15 protein-coding genes and 1 tRNA gene are annotated in these 19,632 nt (G+C 66.8%); 8 read left to right on the top strand and 8 right to left on the bottom strand.

Annotated features, from left to right (window positions below; translation table 11 throughout):
• The first annotated feature begins 105 nt into the window (after window positions 1–105).
• From E2E30_RS10050 to E2E30_RS10035, 4 genes are all read left to right on the top strand, one after another.
• On the top strand, window positions 106–1,191 hold the full coding sequence (locus E2E30_RS10050; protein ID WP_133189438.1) for a Zn-dependent alcohol dehydrogenase: 1,086 nt from the start codon (window positions 106–108) through the stop codon (window positions 1,189–1,191).
• Window positions 1,191–2,246, top strand: coding sequence for a phosphotransferase family protein (locus E2E30_RS10045; RefSeq protein ID WP_133189436.1), 1,056 nt, complete (start codon window positions 1,191–1,193; stop codon window positions 2,244–2,246). The genes E2E30_RS10050 and E2E30_RS10045 overlap by 1 nt, the downstream gene beginning before the upstream one ends.
• Window positions 2,247–2,353: 107 nt before the next feature.
• On the top strand, window positions 2,354–3,118 hold the full coding sequence (locus tag E2E30_RS10040) for an SDR family oxidoreductase (protein WP_133189434.1): 765 nt from the start codon (window positions 2,354–2,356) through the stop codon (window positions 3,116–3,118).
• Between the two features lie 98 nt (window positions 3,119–3,216).
• Window positions 3,217–4,017: an SDR family NAD(P)-dependent oxidoreductase gene (locus E2E30_RS10035; RefSeq protein WP_133189432.1), complete on the top strand. Its 801-nt coding sequence runs from the start codon at window positions 3,217–3,219 to the stop codon at window positions 4,015–4,017.
• Between the two features lie 3 nt (window positions 4,018–4,020).
• Here E2E30_RS10035 and E2E30_RS10030 read toward each other — a convergent pair whose 3' ends face one another.
• From E2E30_RS10030 to E2E30_RS10005, 6 genes are all read right to left on the bottom strand, one after another.
• Entirely contained in the window at window positions 4,021–4,896 is an 876-nt protein-coding gene (locus tag E2E30_RS10030; protein ID WP_133189430.1) for an acyl-CoA thioesterase, read from the bottom strand.
• A gap of 157 nt (window positions 4,897–5,053) precedes the next feature.
• Window positions 5,054–6,181 (bottom strand): acyl-CoA dehydrogenase family protein, encoded by a 1,128-nt coding sequence (locus E2E30_RS10025; RefSeq protein ID WP_133189428.1) that lies wholly within the window; start codon window positions 6,179–6,181, stop codon window positions 5,054–5,056.
• A 107-nt stretch (window positions 6,182–6,288) separates the two neighbouring features.
• Window positions 6,289–7,470 (bottom strand): acyl-CoA dehydrogenase family protein, encoded by a 1,182-nt coding sequence (locus E2E30_RS10020; RefSeq protein ID WP_133189426.1) that lies wholly within the window; start codon window positions 7,468–7,470, stop codon window positions 6,289–6,291.
• 4 nt (window positions 7,471–7,474) lie between these two features.
• A complete protein-coding gene (locus tag E2E30_RS10015; protein WP_133189424.1) occupies window positions 7,475–8,890 on the bottom strand; it encodes an amidase family protein in 1,416 nt (471 codons plus the stop codon).
• Window positions 8,883–10,916, bottom strand: a complete 2,034-nt coding sequence (locus tag E2E30_RS10010; protein ID WP_133189422.1) for a 3-hydroxyacyl-CoA dehydrogenase NAD-binding domain-containing protein — start codon at window positions 10,914–10,916, stop codon at window positions 8,883–8,885. The genes E2E30_RS10015 and E2E30_RS10010 overlap by 8 nt, the downstream gene beginning before the upstream one ends.
• 119 nt (window positions 10,917–11,035) lie before the next feature.
• Window positions 11,036–12,259, bottom strand: coding sequence for a serine hydrolase domain-containing protein (locus tag E2E30_RS10005; RefSeq protein WP_133189420.1), 1,224 nt, complete (start codon window positions 12,257–12,259; stop codon window positions 11,036–11,038).
• A gap of 143 nt (window positions 12,260–12,402) precedes the next feature.
• Here E2E30_RS10005 and E2E30_RS10000 point away from each other — a divergent pair, with 143 nt between their 5' ends.
• Both E2E30_RS10000 and E2E30_RS09995 read left to right on the top strand, forming a co-directional pair.
• Window positions 12,403–14,160: a class I adenylate-forming enzyme family protein gene (locus E2E30_RS10000; protein WP_206365551.1), complete on the top strand. Its 1,758-nt coding sequence runs from the start codon at window positions 12,403–12,405 to the stop codon at window positions 14,158–14,160.
• Between the two features lie 155 nt (window positions 14,161–14,315).
• Window positions 14,316–15,641: a hypothetical protein gene (locus E2E30_RS09995; RefSeq protein WP_133189418.1), complete on the top strand. Its 1,326-nt coding sequence runs from the start codon at window positions 14,316–14,318 to the stop codon at window positions 15,639–15,641.
• Window positions 15,642–15,644: 3 nt separating this feature from the next.
• Here E2E30_RS09995 and E2E30_RS09990 read toward each other — a convergent pair whose 3' ends face one another.
• Together E2E30_RS09990 and E2E30_RS09985 are read right to left on the bottom strand one after the other, a co-directional pair.
• Window positions 15,645–16,607 carry a CPBP family intramembrane glutamic endopeptidase gene (locus E2E30_RS09990; RefSeq protein ID WP_133189416.1) on the bottom strand — a complete coding sequence of 321 codons (963 nt, stop codon included), beginning with the start codon at window positions 16,605–16,607 and terminating at the stop codon, window positions 15,645–15,647.
• 46 nt (window positions 16,608–16,653) lie between these two features.
• Window positions 16,654–18,135, bottom strand: a complete 1,482-nt coding sequence (locus E2E30_RS09985) for an FGGY family carbohydrate kinase (RefSeq protein WP_133189414.1) — start codon at window positions 18,133–18,135, stop codon at window positions 16,654–16,656.
• Between the two features lie 55 nt (window positions 18,136–18,190).
• Between E2E30_RS09985 and E2E30_RS09980 the strand changes: the two genes are divergently transcribed.
• Complete coding sequence (locus E2E30_RS09980; protein ID WP_133189412.1) at window positions 18,191–19,405, top strand: AI-2E family transporter; 1,215 nt, start codon at window positions 18,191–18,193, stop codon at window positions 19,403–19,405.
• Between the two features lie 44 nt (window positions 19,406–19,449).
• Window positions 19,450–19,526: transfer RNA gene (locus E2E30_RS09975), tRNA-Asp, on the top strand.
• Window positions 19,527–19,632: the final 106 nt, after the last annotated feature.

Below are 19,632 nucleotides of genomic sequence, written 5' to 3'. Positions count from 1 at the left end.
CACCCCGGCCTCGTGCCGGGGCCCACCGCGCTTTGCGTACGATGCGTGAGTGGTGAGGTGGACCCCGGCACAAGGCCGGGGTGACGAAGAGAAAAAGAGGGACACGTGAAAGCAGCCATCCTTTACGCCCCGAACACCGAGCTGGTGATCGACGATGTCGCGATCTCCGACCCTGGCCCGCGCGAAGTGCTGATCCGCACCGTGGCGTGCGGGGTGTGCCGCAGCGACCTGCACTTCGTCGACGGTGCCTTCCCGCACCCGATGCCGACCGTGCCGGGGCACGAGGCGGCGGGGATCGTCGAGGCGGTCGGTTCGGACGTCGCGCATCTCAAGGTCGGTGACCATGTCATCACCTTCTTCACCGTGTTCTGCGGCGCGTGCGAGATGTGCGTCACCGGGCGGCCGTCTTTGTGCGTCGATCCCTCGACACGGCGGCCCAAGGGCGCACCGCCACGGTTGAGCCTGCAGGACGGCACACCGCTCGCGCCGTTCCTCAATTTGTCGGCGTTCGCCGAGATGATGCTGGTCCACGAGAATGCCTGCGTCGCGATCAGCAAGGAAATGCCGCTCGACCGCGCCGCTTTGCTCGGCTGTGCGGTGATCACCGGGGCGGGCTCGATCTTCAACGACAGCCAGTTGCGCCCCGGCGAAAGCGTCGCGGTGATCGGCTGCGGCGGGATCGGGCTTGCCGCGATCAATGCCGCCAAGATCGCGGGCGCGGGGCAGATCATCGCGATCGACCCCGTCGCCGACAAGCGCGCGCTCGCCGAGAAGCTCGGCGCGACGCACACGCTCGATTCGAACGATGCCGATCTCGCCAAGAAAGTCTTCGGGCTGACCGGCGGGGGGGTGCATTACGCGATCGAAGCGGTCGGGCGGAGCAACACCGCCGAGCTCGCCTGGACGATCCTGCGGCGCGGCGGCACTGCGACGATCCTCGGCATGATCGCGCCGGGGAACGACGTGAAGATTGCGGGGCCGACCTTCCTGACGGGCAAGAAGCTGCAGGGCTCGCTGTTGGGCTCGACGCGCTTCCCGATCGATCTGCCGCGGCTCGTGCAGATGTATCTCGACGGCAAGCTCGACCTCGACACAATGGTCGCCGAGCGGATCAAGCTCGAGGACGTCAACCACGCGCTCGCAAACTTGCGCACCGGCGACACCGTGCGCTCCGTGATCGAGTTTTCGTGATGGACGATTTCGCGCCCCAGACGATCGCCGTTCCCGAGAAGGACCGGCTCGACGAGGCCGCGCTGACGGCGTGGATGGTCGCCAATGTCGAGGGCTTTGTGGGGCCGCTGAGCTACGCGAAGTTCGCCGGCGGGCAGTCGAACCCGACCTTCAAGATCGAGTCGCCGTCGGGCACCTATGTGTTGCGGCGCAAGCCGATGGGGGTGCTGTTGCCCTCGGCGCATGCGGTCGATCGCGAATACCGGGTGATCGCGGGGCTCTATCCGACCGGCTTCCCGGTCGCGAAACCCTATGGGCTGTGCACCGACCCAGCGGTGATCGGCACCGATTTCTACGTGATGGGCTTCGCCGATGGGCGCAATCTGTGGGACGGCACCTTGCCCGACTACACGCCCGGTGAGCGTACCGGCATCTACAATGCGATGTGCGACACGCTCGCGGCGTTGCATAATACCGACCATGTCGCGGCCGGGCTCGGCGAATACGGCCGACCTGGCAATTATTTCGAACGCCAGGTGGCGCGCTGGACCAAGCAGTATCGTGCGTCCGAAACCGAGCCCATGCCGCAGGTCGAGAAACTGATCGACTATCTCGGCCGCACCGTGCCCGAGCAGACACGCACCTCTGTCGTCCATGGCGATTACCGCATCGACAACATGATCTTCGACAAGACCGAGCCGCGCGTGATCGCGTTGCTCGACTGGGAATTGTCGACGCTCGGCGATCCGCTGGCGGACTTCTCCTATTTCCTGATGAGCTGGGTAACGGCGCCCGAGGGGCGGTCGGGGGTGCTGGGGCATACCGGGCCGGCGACTGGGATCCCGACGATCGAGGCGATGGTCGAGCGCTATTGCGCGGCGACGGGGCGGGACGGCGTGCCCGATCTCAACTGGTATTTCTCGTACAACCTCTTCCGGCTGACCGGGATCGTCCAGGGGATCAAGAAGCGGATCGTCGAGGGGACCGCGTCGAGCGCGCAGGCGGAGAAGTCGGCGGCAGGCGTGTACCGGCTGGCCGATGCGGCGTGGGATTTCGCGGTGAAGGCCGGGGCTTAGTTTCTTATTCCCCTCCCGCTTGCGGGAGGGGTTAGGGGAGGGAAGTGGCGGAGCGCCTGCGGACAGGCCCACCCCCAGCCCCTCCCGCAAGCGGGAGGGGAGCAAGAATGTCGCAATTCGATCTTACCGGCAAAGTCGCCATCGTCACCGGGTCCTCGCGCGGGATCGGCAAGGCGAGCGCGTTCGAGCTTGCCGAGCATGGCGCCAAGGTCGTCATCTCGAGCCGCAAGCAGGACGCCTGCGATGCGGTCGCCGCCGAACTCAACGCGCGCTTCGGTGAGGGCACGGCGATCGCGGTTGCCGCCAACATCTCGGACAAAGCGGGGCTCCAGCACCTCGTCGACGCCACCCGCATGGCGTTCGGCCAGATCGACGTGCTCATCTGCAACGCCGCGTCGAACCCCTATTACGGCCCGCAAGCCGGGATCGCCGACGAGCAGTTCCGCAAGATCCTCGACAACAACATCGTCTCGAATCACTGGCTGATCTCGATGGTCGCGCCCGAGATGCGCGAGCGCCGGTCGGGCAGCATCGTCATCGTCTCCTCGATCGGGGGCTTGCGCGGGTCGACCGTAATCGGCGCGTACTGCATCTCCAAGGCCGCCGACATGCAGCTCGCGCGCAACCTCGCGCATGAATTCGGGCCCGACAACGTCCGCGTCAACTGCATCGCGCCCGGGCTGATCAAGACCGATTTCGCGCGCGCGCTGTGGGAGGATCCCGAGCGGATCGAGGCAGCCAACAAGACCGTGCCCTTGCGCCGGATCGGCGAGCCCGAGGAGATTGCCGGTGCGGTCGTTTTTCTGGCCAGCGCGGCGAGCAGCTTCATGACCGGGCAGACGATCGTGCTCGATGGCGGGGTTACCATTTAACGCCGTCGCCCCGGCGGAGGCCGGGGCGGGTGTGTGGCTTGGCACGCGTGTGCCTCAAACGAAACGGCCCCGGCCTTCGCCGGGCGACGGAGGATGCAATGGCAAGGTTCAGCGGAAAATCGATCATCGTCACCGGGGCGGGCTCGGGGATCGGGCGCGCGACGGCGTTGCTGTTCGCGAAGGACGGGGGCAGCGTGATCGTCGCCGATCAGAGCGAAACGGTCCACGAAACCGCCGCGATGATCGAGCGGGCGGGCGGCGCGGCGCACGCGATCCAGATCGACGCGGGCAACGAGGACGACGTGATCCGCGCGGTCAACGTCGCGTGCGAATATTATGGCGGGCTCGATATCATGTTCGCCAATGCGGGCATTTCGGGCGGGATGGCGAACCTGTTCGACACCGATGTCGCGCTGATCACCGAGGTGCTTCGCGTCAATTTGATCGGGCCGTTCCTCGCGATCAAGCACGCTGCCCCCAAGATCGCAGAGCGTGGCGGCGGCGCGATCGTGCTGACGGCGAGCGTTGCGGGGATCCGCTCGGGGGCGGGGTCGCCGGCATATTCGGCGTCGAAGGCGGGGGTGATCAACCTCGCGATGGTGTCGGCGCAGCAGCTGTCGGGATCGAACGTGCGCGTCAATGCGATCTGCCCGGGGCTGACCGAAACGGGGATGACCAAGCCAACCTTCGATTATGCGCGCGAGGCGGGCAAGACCGACCGCATCGGCCGGCTCAATCCGCTGCGTCGCGGCGCGCAGCCCGAGGAACTGGCGGAAGTGGCGGCGTTCCTCGCCTCGGATGCGGCGAGCTACGTCAACGGGCAGGCGATCGCGGTCGATGGCGGTCTGTCGAGCAGCCATCCGGTGACCAAGCAGGAATATGGCAAGACGGCGGTGTAGCGGTCACTCGCGCAGGCGGATCAGCCCTTCCTGCGCGACGCTCGCGACGAGCCGCCCGTCCCGCGCGAAGATCTTGCCGCGGTTGAAACCGCGCGCATGGCCTGCCCAGGGGCTGTCGCACACATAGAGCAGCCAGTCGTCGGCGCGGAAATCCTCGTGCAGCCATAGCGCGTGGTCGAGACTGGCGGTCTGCAATTTGTGCGTCATCCAGTTGACGCCGTGTGCCAGCGTCGCGGTGCCGAGCAGCGACATGTCGGACGCATAAGCGAGGATCGCGCGGTGCAACGCGGGATCGTCACCGATCGGGGCAACGACGCGGAACCAGCTGTTCTGGCGGGGCTCCTGCTCGACCGGGTCGAGCCAGCTGCGGGGGCTGACCGGGCGGATATCGACCATCCGCGGGCGCAGGAACATCACGCGGAATTTCTCGGGGATGCGGTCGATCATCGCGAGGCGGAGCTCGCGGTCGCTGGTCAGATCCTCGGGCGGCGGCACGTCCGGCATCGCGTCCTGATGCGCGAGGCCACCCTCGGGCACTTGCAGCGAGCAGGCGAGGTTGAGGATCGGAAGCCCACGCTGCGTCGCGATGACGCGGCGCGTGGCGAAGCTCTTGCCGTCGAAATCGCGCACGACGCGGTAGAGGATCGGGTGGCTCTCGTCGCCCGCGCGCATGAAATAGGCGTGGAGCGAATGCGCTTGCTTAGGGACATCGGTCGAACGCTGCGCCGCCTGCAGCGCCTGCGCGATGACTTGCCCGCCGAACACGCGGCCGAAACCGTCGGTGCCGCGAATGCCGCGATAGAGATCGGTGTCGATTTCCTCGATGTCGAGCAAATCGACGAGGTTCTGGGCGAGTTGGGCGGGGGTTGGGTCGGTCATGGTGTGCCTTAACGCTTCCTCCCCGGGACGGGGAGGGGGACCGTGAGCCTTGATCGAACGGTGGAGGGGGCGTGCCTCGGGCCTGGTGTTGGTGGAGGTCCCCCTCCACCACTCGGCTGAAGAAGCCGCGCGGTCCCCCTCCTCGTTCCGTGGGGAATCAATACCCTGCCGCGCGTGCAACCTTGTCGGCGTGGAAGTTGGCATCGCCGAACATCTCGGCCAGCACGCGCGCGCGCTTCATGTAGAAGCCGATGTCATATTCGTCGGTCATCCCGATGCCGCCGTGCATCTGGACGCCTTCCTGCACCGACAGCGTCGTCGCCAGCGCGGTCATCGCCTTGGCGACCGAGACTGCGGTGTCGGCATGTGGGCTATCGAGATCGAGCAGTTGCTGGGCTTTCAGCACCGCGGCGCGCGCGACTTCCATCTCCGAATACAGGTGCGCGGCGCGATGCTGGAGCGCCTGGAAGCTGCCGATCAACGTGCCGAACTGCTTGCGCTGCTTGAGATAGCCGACCGTCATGTCCATCGCGCCGCCGCCGACGCCGAGCAATTCGGCCGAGGCGCCGGTCCGCCCGGCGCGCAGCAGCCGGTCGAGCGGCGAGCGGCCGCCATCGACGTCGCCGATCACCGCATCGGCATCGACCTCGACGCCATCGAACTCGAGCCGCGCGGCGAGGCTCGCGTCGGCAAGGCGCTCGGGGGTCGCGGTGAGGTTGGCGGCATCCTTGGGGATCGCGAAGAGCGTCACACCCTCGGCGTCGTCGGCGCTGCCGGCGGTGCGCGCGGCAACGATCAGCAGGTCGGCGACATGGCCGTGCGTGACGAACTGCTTCTTGCCGGTCAGCTTGAAGCCGTTGCCCGAACGCTCGGCGGTGAGGCCGACGCTGTCGCGGTGCTTGGCGGCCTCGTCGATCGCGAGCGCAGCGACGGTGTCGCCAGCGATGATGCTGGGGAACCAGCGTGCGGCATGCGCCGTGCCCTTGAGCGCCTCGACCGCCGCGACTGCGGTGGTGAGGAACGGCGAGGGCGACAGGTTGCGACCGATCTCCTCGAGCACGACGCCCGCCTCGACATGGCCGAGCCCGAGCCCGCCTTCATCCTCGCCGATCAGGAGGCCGGTGAAGCCCATCTCGGCGAAGCTCTTCCACAGGTCGCGGCTGAAGCCGGTCGCATCCTTGGCGTCACGAAGCCCGCGCATGTGGCTGACGGGCGCCTGCTCGCCGACGAAATCGCGGATCGTGTCCTGCAGGGCGGTTTGGTCTTCGTTGAGAAACAGGGGCATTGCTAAACTCCGTCGCCCCGGCGAAGGCCGGGGCCGCTGTGATACGGGCACTCGCGGCGTTGCGCGCGGCAACGCGGCGGCCCCGGCCTTCGCCGGGGCGACGTTGCTTACGCCGGCAATTCGAGGATGCGCTTGGCGATGATGTTGAGCTGGACCTCGCTCGTCCCGCCCTCGATCGAATTGGCCTTGGTGCGCAGCCAGGCGCGCGCCTCGGCGCCGCCGCGCGAACCTTCGCTCTCCCATTCGAGCGCGTCCGAACCGCCCGATGCCATCATCAGTTCGTGGCGGCTCTTGTTGAGCTCGGTGCCGTAATATTTCATCATCGAGGGCTGTGCCGGGTGTGCGCGACCGGCCTTCAGCTCGTCGATGAAGCGCTCGGACATCGATCCGAATGCTTTCGCGCGAACCTCGAACGTCGCGATCGCCGCGCGCAGCAGCGGATCGGCGAGCCGCCCCTCCGAATCGAGCCCGATCGTCGCGATTGCACCGTCGAGCAGCGGATTGCCGCCGGTCGAGGCAAGCCCCATGCCCGAGATCATCTCGCGCTCGTGTCCGAGCAGATACTTGGCGACGTCCCAGCCCTTATTCTCTTCATGGATGCGCTGCGACTTGGGCACCTTCACATTGTCCATGAAGGTCTCGCAGAACGGCGAATAGCCCGAGATCAGCAGGATCGGCTTGGTCGAGACGCCTTCGCTCGCCATGTCGAACAGCACGAAGCTGATCCCGCCCTGCTTGCTGCTCTTGTCGGTGCGGACGAGGCAGAAGATCCAGTCGGCCTTGTCGGCGTAGGAGGTCCATACCTTCTGGCCGTTGACGATGTAATGATCGCCTGCGTCCTCGGCGGAGGTCGCGAGGCTGGCGAGATCCGAACCGGCATTGGGCTCGGAATACCCTTGGCACCAGCGGATCTCGCCGCGTGCGATCTTGGTGAGATATTCGAGCTTCTGCTCCTCGGTGCCGTATTTCAGCAACGCTGGCCCGAGCATCGAAATGCCGAACGAATTGAGCGGATTGCGCGCCTTGATCGCCGCCATTTCCTCGCGCAGGATCTTGGTTTCGGCAGGCGACAGGCCACCGCCGCCATACGCCTTGGGCCAATCGGGCACGGTCCAGCCGCGCGATGCCATCGCGTCCATCCATTCCTTTTGCCCAGGCTGGAAATCGGGATTGCGGCCGCCCCAGCACGCGTCCTTTTCGGAGCGGACGGGTTGGCGCATTTCGGGCGGGCAATTGGCTTCGAGCCAGGCGCGGGTTTCGCTGCGGAAAGTGTCGAGGTCTTGCGTCATGGAATCAACTCCTCATCAAGGCATGGGCGGCGCGCGCCACCGCGATGGCGGTGAAGTCGCGATTGTAATCGGCGATCACTTGGACCCCGATCGGCAGACCGTCCGGGTCGGTGCCGATCCGCACGCTCGTCGCGGGCAGCATCGGGAAGGTGGCGAGGCCGGGATAGGCCATTTGCAGCGCGGCTTGCGTGTCGACACCGTCGATCATCGCGATCCGCGTCGCGAGCGGGGTGTCGTCGTGGTGATAGGCGGTAGTGCCCCAGGCGGGCGCGATCACCGCGTCATAGGCGCCGAACAGCCGTGCCCAATCGCGACGGCTCTTGGCCTGCGCATCGACCAGCGTGAACCAGTCGGGCAGCGGAAGCGGTTGCCCGCCGTCCATCGGCGCGCCGCGCGCCATCGCAACAAGCAGCATGTGGATATAGGCGCCGTGCTGCGCGACGAGATCTGGTAGCAAGGCGCTGGCATCGTCGACCTGCGCGCCTTCCGCGCGGAACGCCGCACCGACCGCGGCGATCGCTTCCTGGATCGACGCTTGCGAGCGCGCGAGCGGATGTTCTGGAAGCAGCAGGATCCGCCACTCGCCGGCTCCGCGCGGCGCGGGGCGGGCGAGCGCGTCGCCGCCCATCACACCGAACAGCGCCTCGAGATCGTCGGGATCGCGCGCGAGCGGCCCGGCGACGTTGAGCGCCACCCCGCAGCTTTGCGTGCGCGGGAAATTGTGGCCGAACGCGTTGAGCGCATTGTACGTCGGCTTGTGGCCCCACACGCCGCAAAAGGCAGCGGGCAGGCGAATCGATCCGCCAATGTCCGAGCCGATCTCGACGGCCACGAACCCTGCGGCGAGTGCCGCCGCCGCGCCGCCCGACGATCCCCCGGGAACGCGGTGAGGGTCGATCGGATTGCGCGTGCGGCCATAGACCGGGTTGTTGGTCTGGAGATCGGCGAGCGCGACGGGGACGTTGGTCTTGCCGAGGATCACCGCGCCGGCTTGCTTGAGCCGCGTGACCTGGACCGCGTCTTCGGTCGCGACGAAATCGGCGTGTTCGGCAAAGCCCCAGCACGAGACGAGCCCGGCGACATCGAAGCTTTCCTTGACCGTCATCGGCACGCCGAGCAGCACGCTTGTCGCGTCCTTTGGGGCCGCGTCGATCGCGCGCGCGGCATCGCGCGCGCGATCGAAATCGCGGACGACGACGGCGTTGATCTCGCCGTCGCCCGCCTCGATCCGCGCGATCGCGGCGTCACATTCGGCGAGCGCGGTGGTTTCACCGGAGCGGATTGCCGCGGCGGTCTGGAGCGCGGACCGGACCCCCGTAACCCCGGCGGAGGCCGGGGTCGTCCTGCTGTGATGCGGGTCGGGTGCCTCGCTCCCGGCGGCCCCGGCCTTCGCCGGGGCGACGGCGGTTTGCTCATCCATTGAACCGACCGCCGCTTTCCGCCTTCGACTTGAGCAGTTGCGCCACCGCGAAGCAGTGCTTCTCGAGCCCGGCGACGATCTTATTGAGCCCCTCGGTATCGGCCCAGAACATCGGCCCGCCGCGATAGACCGGCCAGCCATAGCCGTAGATCCACACCACATCGATGTCGCTCGCGCGCTGCGCCATCTTCTCCTCGAGGATCAGCGCGCCTTCGTTGACCATCGTGTAGAGCGTCTTCTCGACGATCTCCTCATCGCTGATCTCGCGCTTCTGCATGTTCGATTTCGAGCGGAAATCCTCGATGATCTCGGCCACGCGGGGGCTGGGCGTCGGGTTCCGCTTCTCGTCATAATCGTAGAAGCCCTTGGCGGTCTTCTGCCCCCAGCGCCCTTCAGCGGCGAGCGCGTCGCGGATGTTCTCGATCCGGTTGGGGTCGCGGTGCCAGCCGATATCGACGCCGGCGAGATCGCTCATCTGGAACGGCCCCATCGGCATGCCGAACGCGACATGGACGCGGTCGATCTGCTCGGGGGTGGCGCCTTCCATCAGCAGCTTCATCGCCTCGACCTGGCGGGGCTTGAGCATCCGGTTGCCGATGAACCCGTCGCACACGCCGGCGACCACCGCGACCTTCTTGATCGTCTTGGCGAGGGCCATCACGGTGGCGAGGACATCGTCCTCGGTCTGTGCCCCGCGGACGACCTCGAGCAGCTTCATCACGTTGGCAGGCGAGAAGAAGTGCATGCCGACCACATCGCCGGGCCGCTTGGTGACCGAGGCGATCTCGTCGATGTCGAGATACGACGTGTTCGAGGCGAGGATCGCGCCGGGCTTGGCGAGCGCGTCGAGCCGGGTGAAGATCTCCTTCTTCACGTCCATATTCTCGTACACCGCCTCGATGATGAGGTCGCACTCGGCGAGCGCCTCGAAATCGAGCGTCGGGTTGAGCGCGCCCATCGCTGCCTCGACCTGTTCTGGCTTCAAGCGGCCCTTGGCGGCGGAGGTCTCATAATTCTTGCGGATCGTGCCCGCGCCGCGATCGAGCGCGTCCTGCGCCATTTCGACGATCGTCACGGGGATGCCCGCCGACAGGAAGTTCATCGAGATGCCGCCGCCCATCGTGCCCGCGCCGATCACGCCGACACGCTTGATCTCGCGCAGCGCGATCTTGGGGTCGATGCCGTCGATCTTGGCGGCCTGGCGCTCGGCGAAGAAGATGTGGCGCTGTGCAGCGGACTGGACGCCCATCATCAGCTTCATGAATTCCTGGCGTTCGAAGGCGATGCCCTCGTCGAAGCTCGATCCGTCGGCGGCTTTCTCGACGCAGGCGATGTTGGCGGCAGGCGCGTCGAAGCCGCGGAAGCGCTTGGCGTTGTCCTTCTTGAACGCGGCGACGGCTTCGGGGTCGGCGTGCGCGACCTTCTCGCGGGCGCGGGGCAGGGGCTTGGTGTCGGCGACTTCGCGCGCAAAGGCGATCGCGTCGGCGGCCAGGCTGTCCTCACCTGCCAAGCGATCGATCAGGCCGGCCGACAGCGCGAGCTTGGCCGGGATCGGATCGCCTTTGGCGGTCATTTCGAGCGCGAGCTTGACCCCGGCGATGCGCGGGATGCGCTGCGTTCCGCCGGCCCCTGGCAGCAAGCCGAGCTTGACCTCGGGCGTGCCGATCTTCGCGCTCGGCACGGCGATGCGATAGTGGCAGCCGAGTGTCACCTCGCACCCGCCGCCAAGCGCGGTGCCGTGGATCGCGGCGATAACCGGCTTGTCCGACGCTTCGATCATGTCGACCACGGTGGGGAGGCCGGGCTCCTGCATCGGCTTGCCGAATTCGGTGATGTCGGCGCCGGCAAAGAAGGTGCGGCCGTCGCAGCGGATCACCATCGCCTTGACCTGCGGATTGGCGAGGCCCTCCTTGATCCCCGCCTCGAGCCCCTGGCGCACGGCCGCGCCGAGCGCGTTGACCGGCGGGTTGTTCGAAATGATGACGAGGACGTCGTCGTGGAGTTCGGTGGTGATCGGGCCGGTCATTCTTCTCTCCTGCTACGAACGTCGCCCCGGCGAAGGCCGGGGCCGCTGGAGGTGGTCCGCGACGTCAGTGACGCGCGCCCGACCCAGCGGCCCCGGCCTGCGCCGGGGCGACGGATGGGTTAGGTCAACGCACTGTAAATCAACGTCTTCAACTCGCGTCGGATCGGGTAGATGTTCGACGGCGACACTTGCGTCATGAACACCATGTGCAGCTGCTCGACGGGATCGACGAAGAAGGCGGTCGAGAACATGCCGCCCCAATAATATTCGCCGACCGACCCCGGGATCATCGAGCGCGCGACGTCGATGTTGACCGCGAAGCCGAGCCCGAAACCCGTGCCGGCATTCGCCGCCTCGCTGAACAGCGATTTCGACAGCGTCGAGAGATCCGCGCCGCCGGGGAGGTGGTTCATCGTCATCAGCTCGATCGTCTTGCGCCCGACGATCCGCGCGCCGTCGAGCTCGCCACCGTTCAGCAGCATCGTGCAGAAACGATGATAATCGAGCGCGGTCGAGACGAGCCCGCCGCCGCCCGAGACGAGCTTGGGCGGCTTGCTCCACGCGCTCGCCGCGCCGCGATCGTAGAGCACGCGGCCCTTGCCGGCGGCGAGCGTGTAGCAATCGGTCAGCCGGTCGATCTTATCGGCGGGGACGTGGAAGAAGGTATCGTCCATCTTCAGCGGCGCGAAGATGCGCGTTGCGAAGAAATCGGGAAGCGAAAGCCCCGAGACGCGCGCGACGACCGCGCCGAGCACGTCGGTCGCGACCGAGTAATTCCACGCCGTGCCGGGCGAGAATTCGAGCGGCAGCCGGCCGAGCGCGGCGACGAGCCCGTCGAGATCGAGCCCGCCATGCCAATTCTCGATCCGTCCCTCGCGGTACGCGGCGTCGATATTCGAGCGGTTCTGGAAGCCGTAGGTCAGCCCCGCGGTATGGCGCAGCAGATCGACCATTCGCATCGGGTCGCTCGTCGGCCGGGTCTGGAACGGCACGCCCGCGCCGCCGCCGTTATAGACGCCGATATCCTTGAACTCGGGCAGCACGTGGTGAACCGGCGTATCGAGCGCGACCTTGCCTTCCTCGACCAGCATCATGAACGCGATCGAGGTGATCGGCTTGGTCATCGAGGCGATGCGGAACAGCGAGCCCTCGTCGATCGACGTGCCGCCACCCTCGCGCGCCGCGCCTTGCGAGGAGAAATGGACGATCTCGCCACGCCGCGCGATCAGCAGCTGCGCGTTCGGCAGCTTTCCCGAATCGAGATAGCGTTCCTTGAGAAAGGCATCGATCCGGGCGAGACGGCCTGAGTCGAACCGCGCGGCGGGGGGCAGGTTTGCAGCCATCGTGGTTTCCATACCCCCTGTTCGAAAGCGATGACACCCTATTGCCTTGAGTGGCGCACGAATCAACACTAACCTTGCTGAAACAGTGTTCCGCGGCAAACCCGAGTTTCAACTCACCGGGTATCTGGCGCGCTTGAGGAGAGATGATCGTGGATATCGAACCGCTCGTCGCGCTCGATCCGGCCTGGCCCAGGATGACGTTGCCGCAAGTCGAGGCGGCGCTGGTCGCGCCGGGTGGCAAGTTCGAGATCGAGACGATCCCGATCCGCGGCATCCCGACTCGCGTATGGAAGCACGCCCCGCCGACGCTCGCCTGGCTGATCGCGGCATCGCGCGCGCATGGCGATCGGATCTTCACCGTCTATGAGGACGAACGCGTCAGCTACGACGCCAATTTCCGCGCCGTCGCGACGCTGGCGCACGCGCTGGTCGAGATGGGGATCGGCAAGGGCGACCGCGTCGGGCTAGCGATGCGCAATCTGCCCGAATGGCCGGTGATCTTCTTTGCCGCGGCAAGCATCGGTGCCATTATCGTGCCGCTCAACGCGTGGTGGACCGCGGGCGAGCTGGCGTATGGCATCACCGATTCGGGCTGCCGGCTGCTGTTCGTCGATGACGAGCGCTATCAGCGACTGGTGGCGGAGGGCGCGGCGTTCCCGGCGGTCGAGACCACCATCGTCGCGCGCGCCTCGGTCGCGCTCGGCGCGGATGCGGTTCGGCTCGAGGACCTGATCGGCACGCCGACCGGCTATGCGACGCTCCCCGAGCGCGACTTGCCCAAGGCCGCGATCGCGACCGACGACGATGCGACGATCTTCTATACCAGCGGGACGACGGGCCATCCCAAGGGCGCGCTGGGGACGCATCGCAACCTCACGACCAACATCCTGACATCGGCGTTCGGCGGCGCGCGCGCCTTCCTGCGGCGCGGCGAGGCGCCGCCTCCGCCCGAGCCCAAGACCTTTCTCACCGTGATCCCGATGTTCCACGTCACCGCGTGCAGCGCGACGATGATGATGTCGATCGCGGCGGGCAACACGCTCGTCTTCATGCGCAAATGGGACACGGTCCGCGCGATGGAAATCATCGAGCGCGAGAAGGTCCAGGTGACGGGCGGCGTGCCGACGATCGCGTGGCAGATCCTCGAGCATCCCGACCGCGCGAAGTACGATCTCTCCTCGCTCGAGGCGATCGCCTATGGGGGCGCACCTTCGGCACCCGAGCTGGTGCGGCGGATCTACACCGAATTCGGCGCGCTGCCGTCGAACGGCTGGGGGATGACCGAAACGATGGCGACCGTCACCGGGCATGGCGGCGAGGATTATCTCGCACGGCCGACCAGCGCCGGGCCGCCGGCCCCCGTCGCCGATCTCAAGATCATGGACGAGGATGGCACGACCGAGCTGCCGATTGGCGACGTCGGCGAATTGTGGGCGCGCGGCCCGATGATCGTGAAAGGCTATTGGAACAAGCCCGAGGCGACCGCGGCGACCTTCGTCGACGGATGGGTGCGCACCGGCGATCTCGCGCGGCTCGATGCCGAGGGTTTCCTCTACATCGTCGACCGCGCCAAGGACATGATCATCCGCGGCGGCGAGAACATCTATTCGTCCGAGGTCGAGAACGTCCTCTACGCCCACCCCGCGGTGACCGACTGCGCGCTGATCGGCTTGCCGCACCGCACCTTGGGCGAGGAGCCGGCGGCGGTGGTCCATCTGCGGCCCGGCACGAGCGTGAGCGAGGCCGAGCTCCAGGCATGGGTTCGCGCGCGGCTGGCGATCTTCAAGACGCCCGTTGCGATCCGCTTCGTCGACGACACCTTGCCGCGCAACGCCAATGGCAAGATCCTCAAAAAGGACTTGAAAGCGCTATTCGAGGATCGACTTATCGCGGTCGCGTAACCCCACCGCCGGTCCCGCCAAAGGACTTTAACCAGCTCCGTTAACGCCGCGGCAACGATTTTACCCGCGCATATGGTAAATTCGGTCTTAACGTACTGGCCGTTTGCAAGGCTTTGACGCTTTGCTCTGTCATGGGGAACAGAGAAGGGCGGGGTATGGCGGCGACTCGATCACTGAGCGCACGGATCGCGACGATCGAGACCGCGCCATGGGTCGTGCCCGCGCTGTTCGCGCTTGCGCTGCTGTTACGGCTCGCCATGCTGGTGCTGCTGCCGCAGGATCCCGTTTCCGACGGTGAATGGTACATGGTCCGCGCCGCCGAGCTGGCGCGCGGCATGGGCTATCAGGAGGCTGGGCACCCGACCGCGTTCTGGCCGGTCGGCTATCCGGCGCTGCTCGCGGGGAGCATGCTGCTGTTCGGGCCCGGGCTGTTCGGGCCGTTGCTGGTCAACCTCGTGTCGGTCGCGATGATCCTCGGCGCGATCGTGTGGCTCGGCCGGGCGCTCGGCGCAGGCGCGCTGGCGACGCGAATCGCGTTTCTGCTGTATGCGCTCTATCCCGCGCACATCGCCTATGTCGGACAGCCGTGTTCCGAGACCGCGTCGACCGCGATCGGCATGGGGGCTTTCGTGCTGCTGATCGTCGGACGCAAGCGCAGCCTCGCGCTGATCGGCGCTGGCGCGCTGTTCGGGTTGGCGACGCTGCTGCGCGCACAGATGATGCTATTCCCGATCGGCGTGATCGTCGCGATGCTGCTGGCGTTCCGCGATTTCCGCTGGCGCGATGCGCTGCGGGCGGCGGTGCTGGTGCACATCACGCTGGCGGCGGTGGTGCTGCCGTGGTCGCTGCGCAACGTCGCGCAGATGGGGGCGTTCGTGCCGGTCTCGACCAATGGTGGCGTCGCCTTGTTCTACGGCGCGAACGATCGTGCGACGGGCGACTGGTTCGCGTGGGAGCGCACGCCCTATTGGGACGAGACGGTCGGCATCCCCTATAGCCAGCGCGTCGCGCAGCAGGTCGAGCTCGACCGCCGCTTCAAGGCGCGCGCGACACAGTGGATCGCGGCGCATCCCGCACAATGGAGCGTGCTCGGCATCCGCAAGATGGTGTTGCTGTGGCTGAAGGATTCGGACGCCTTCTGGTCGCTCGAAAAGACCTATCCCGATCGCTCGATGGCGTGGCGGGCCGTGCAGGGTGTCGACCAGCTCTATTACATGGCGCTCGTCGGTCTTGGCCTGTTCGCGCTCGGCATCGCGGTGCGCGATCGGATTCGTGGACGCTGGGAGCGCGCGCCGCTGCTGCTGCTCGGCTGCATGCCGGCGTTCGCGACGCTGACGGCGTTCGGCTTCACCGGCCAGACACGCTATCATTATCCCGCGATGCCGTTCCTGATCCTCGCGGCGGGCTGGATTCTCGCGCTGATCCTGCGTCGGCTTGCCGCACGCGAGCCAAGCGTCCGGCTCCGTCCGCGCCCAGTCTGACGCTCAGGCGTCGAACGCGGTCGCGCGCCGCGGCAGCGTGCGGTGGATGATGAGGATGGTCAGGAGCAAGGTCGGCACGATCAGCACGCTGCCCTCGGGGCCGGTCGCGCCGCCCGACAGCAGTGTCGCGCCCGTCGGATGCGTCGCGAGCAGATGCCCTTCCATCATCATCCCCGAATCGGGAACGCCGTAGAGGAACGACTGCGCCCAGTCCCACGTCGCGTGGAAGCCGATCGCCCACCATAACGAGCCCGTGCGATAGAGCGCATAGGCAAAGGTCAGCCCGGCAAGCGCGACGCTGAGCAGCCCCATCGCCGATTCGCCGGCGTTCGAGATATGCCCGGCGGCAAACAGCCCGACCGAAAAGACCGCCGCCGCGACCCAGAAGCCGATCGTCCGTGCGGAACGCGCGCTCGGCGAAACCGAAGCGATCAGGCCGGCGACACCCCGCGCGAGCGTATATTGCAAAAAGCCGCGCGTGAGGAATTCCTCGAACAGGCCGACGAGGCAGAAGAAGCCGAACCACGCCGCGCCATATCCCAAGGCCGCACCCACGCCGAGCGCGACGCCGTCGAATACCAGCGCGCCGCACAGCGCCATCAGGCCGATCAGCAGCGACAGCATCGCCGCACCCCAGCCCATGCCGGCGAGCAGATCCTTCCCCCGCCGTTCGCGCCGCAAGCCGTAGCTCGCGAACCGCCGCCGCTCGATCAGCGACAGCAGCAGTCCTGAGACAAGCACCGCGACGCAGAATGCGGCCTCGGGGACGAGCGACCCGAGCAACGGTTGCGGCAGGCCCGGGCCGGGCGGCCTGGGCCGGATAATGACGCTTGCCACCACCATCAACGCGCTGAAGATCGCGAGGAAGATCGCCAGGCTCCACCCGGCGCGCAGGCCGTCCTTGCCCTTGAAAATGAAACCGATCCCGCGGCGCGGAGCAGGCGTGGCGGGTGCGTGGTCGATCATCTGGAATCCTTGGGTAACAGCGCGGTCGCGCGACGCCTGCCGCGCTTCACGGCGCCGCGATGACGCGTTGGACGGCGGCGCGCCAGCCGTCGAGCCGCGCGTCACGCGCATCGGCGGCAATTTGCGGTTCGAACGTTTCGACCGCACCACGCATCACGCTCGCCGCGGCGAGATCGGCGAACAGACCGCAGCCGATCCCGGCGAGCATCGCCGCGCCGAGCGCGGTGGTCTCGGCGAACTTGGGCCGTTCGACGCAGACGCCGAGGATGTCGGCCATGTCTTGCGCCATCCAGTTGTTGGCGACCATCCCGCCGTCGATCCGCACGCTCTTCCAGTCGACCCCGTCGGCGGCGAAGGCGGTTTTGAGGTCGTGCGCCTGGTGCGCCATCGCCTCGAGCGCGGCACGGACGATATGCGCCTTGCCGGTCGAGAAGCTCAGGCCCGAGATCGATCCGCGCGCGTCGGGCTCCCACCACGGCGCGCCGAGCCCCGACAGTGCGGGGACGCAATAGACGCCGCCATTGTCGGCCACGCTGTGCGCAAGCGCCTCGGTCTCGGCCGCGCTGCCGATCAGCCCGACCTCGTCGCGCAGCCATTTGATCAAGCTGCCCGCGACGAACACCGATCCCTCGAGCGCATAGGCGCGCCGCCCGTCGAGTTGCCACACGATCGTCGAGAGCAAGCGATTGCGCGATGTGGGGGGCGTCGGGCCGGCCTGGCTCAGCACGAACGCGCCGGTGCCGAAGGTCGCCTTGGTTTCGCCGACCTTGAGGCACGATTGGCCGATCGTCGCGGCTTGCTGGTCGCCCGCGATGCCGCAGATCGGGATCGCGGCGCCGAACAGCGTCGTCTCGCCGAAGCGGCCTGCGCAATCGACGATCTCGGGCAAGGCGGCGCGCGGTGCGCCGAACAGGTCGATCAACCCGTCGTCCCAATTGCCGCTGCCGATCGCCATCAGCGCGGTGCGGCTGGCATTGGTCGCATCGGTGATGTGCAGGCCGCCCCGATTTTCGTTGGCCGTCAGCTTCCAGATCAGCCAGCTCTCGACCGTGCCGACCGCCAGACGCTTGCCCGCCGCCTTGACCTCTGGCCAGTTCTGCATCGCCCAGCCGATCTTGCTCCCCGAGAAATACGGGTCAAGCAGCAGGCCGGTCTTGGCCTGGACCATCGGTTCGTTGCCGGCCTCCTTGAGGTCGCGGCAGGTCGCGGCGGTGCGGCGGTCCTGCCAGACGATTGCCGGGCTCAAGGGCTCGCCGGTCTCGCGGTCCCAGAAGACGACGGTCTCGCGCTGGTTGGTGATGCCGATCGCCGCGATCTTCTCGGCACCGCCCGCTTCCGCGATCACGGCGCAAGTCACCGCGAGCGTCTTCTCCCAGATTTCGCGCGCATCGTGTTCGACACGGCCGGGGGCGGGATAGTGCTGGGTGAGCTCGAGCGCCTTGGTCGCGCGGCACTGGCCGTCGGGCTGGAACAGCATGGCACGAGTCGAGGTCGTGCCTTCGTCGATAACGAGGAGAAGATCGGACATAAGGCTATGGCTAGCGCCGTTTGCGTGGCGTGGGAATGCCGCTACGGTCGCGCGCATGGCAGAACGCGACAACAGCACGAGTGGGGCGTTCGAACTCCCCCCGGTTCCGACCGAGGAACCCGAGGATGAATGGCGGATCGCGATGCGGCGCGATCGCCTGCTCGCGGCGTTGACGCTGATTGCCGGCGTGGGGCTGGCAGTCGCCTTGCCGTTCGCGCTCAAGGCGGGGGCGGAGTTCTTCCTGCCGACGACCGCGGCGCTGGTGATCGCGATCGCGCTGGTGCCGATTCTCGAATGGCTCGAGCGGCGGCGCGTGCCGTCGGCGCTCGCGGCGCTGACCTGCGTCCTGCTGTTCCTCGTTGCGGCAAATGTCGCGCTGGCAGCGATCATTGTGCCGGCCACCGAATTCTTTCGGCGGTTGCCCGAGCGGATCGACCGGATCCAGATGAACATCGCCCCGCTGATCGATCTCTATGCGAGCTTCCAGAAATACCTCAATCGCACCGTGCAGCACCTCGCCGCGACGGGGCCAGTCAAGGCGCCACCGACGGCTGCGGTGACGCCGCCGAGCTCGATCCTCGAACTCGCCGCGAGCTTTGCGCCGTCGGTGATCGTCCAGGTGTTCTTCGGGATCCTCGTCGTCTTCTTCTTCCTGTCGGGCTGGACGCGGCTGCGTCGCCGCACGATCACCAGCCGCTCGAGCTTCGGCGGCGCGATGGCGACCGCGCGCGTCATCCAGAACGTGGTCGACGACACCTCGGCCTATCTGGGGACGATCACGATCATCAACCTCGCGCTCGGGCTGGCGATCTCGGGGCTGCTGTACGTGATGGGCATGCCGTTTCCGCTGATGTGGGGCGGGATCGTCGCCTTGCTTAATTACGTGCCCTATTTCGGGCCGATCACCGCGGCGCTGCTGCTCGCGCTCGGCGGGTTGATGACCTTTCACGACATCTGGGTGGCGCTGGTGCCGGCGTTCGTGATGATCGGCTGCCATCTGGTCGAGGCCAATGCGATCACCCCGCTGATCGTCGGGCACCGCCTGACGATCAACCCGATCATGATTCTCGTGTCGATTTCGTTCTGGTCATGGGTGTGGGGGACGGCGGGAACGCTGCTCGCCGTGCCGTTGCTGATTATCCTGCAAACCGTGCTGGGGGCGGCGGGGAAACCCGATATCGCCGGTTTCCTGTTTGAACACGGGACCTTGACCCAGCGCCGCCGCAGCAATTTTGCAAATTCTTCGGAAGAAGGTGAAACGGGCGGTTGACAGTCAGGAGTCACCCCCATAGAGACGCGCCTCACGCTGAATAAGCGGGTGTAGCTCAGTTGGTTAGAGCGCCGGCCTGTCACGCCGGAGGTCGCGGGTTCGAGTCCCGTCACTCGCGCCATTCCCTCGATTGGGATGGCGTTTCGCGGACTTAGATCCCAGACATTACACTATTTAACTCCGGCCAAGGCTCATGCTTCAGCCAGATTGCACGTGCGCGTTTGCAG

The organism is Sphingomonas sp. AAP5 (genome assembly GCF_004354345.1).
GTDB lineage: Bacteria > Pseudomonadota > Alphaproteobacteria > Sphingomonadales > Sphingomonadaceae > Sphingomonas > Sphingomonas glacialis.
This window is presented reverse-complemented; position numbering and strand designations above follow the sequence as displayed.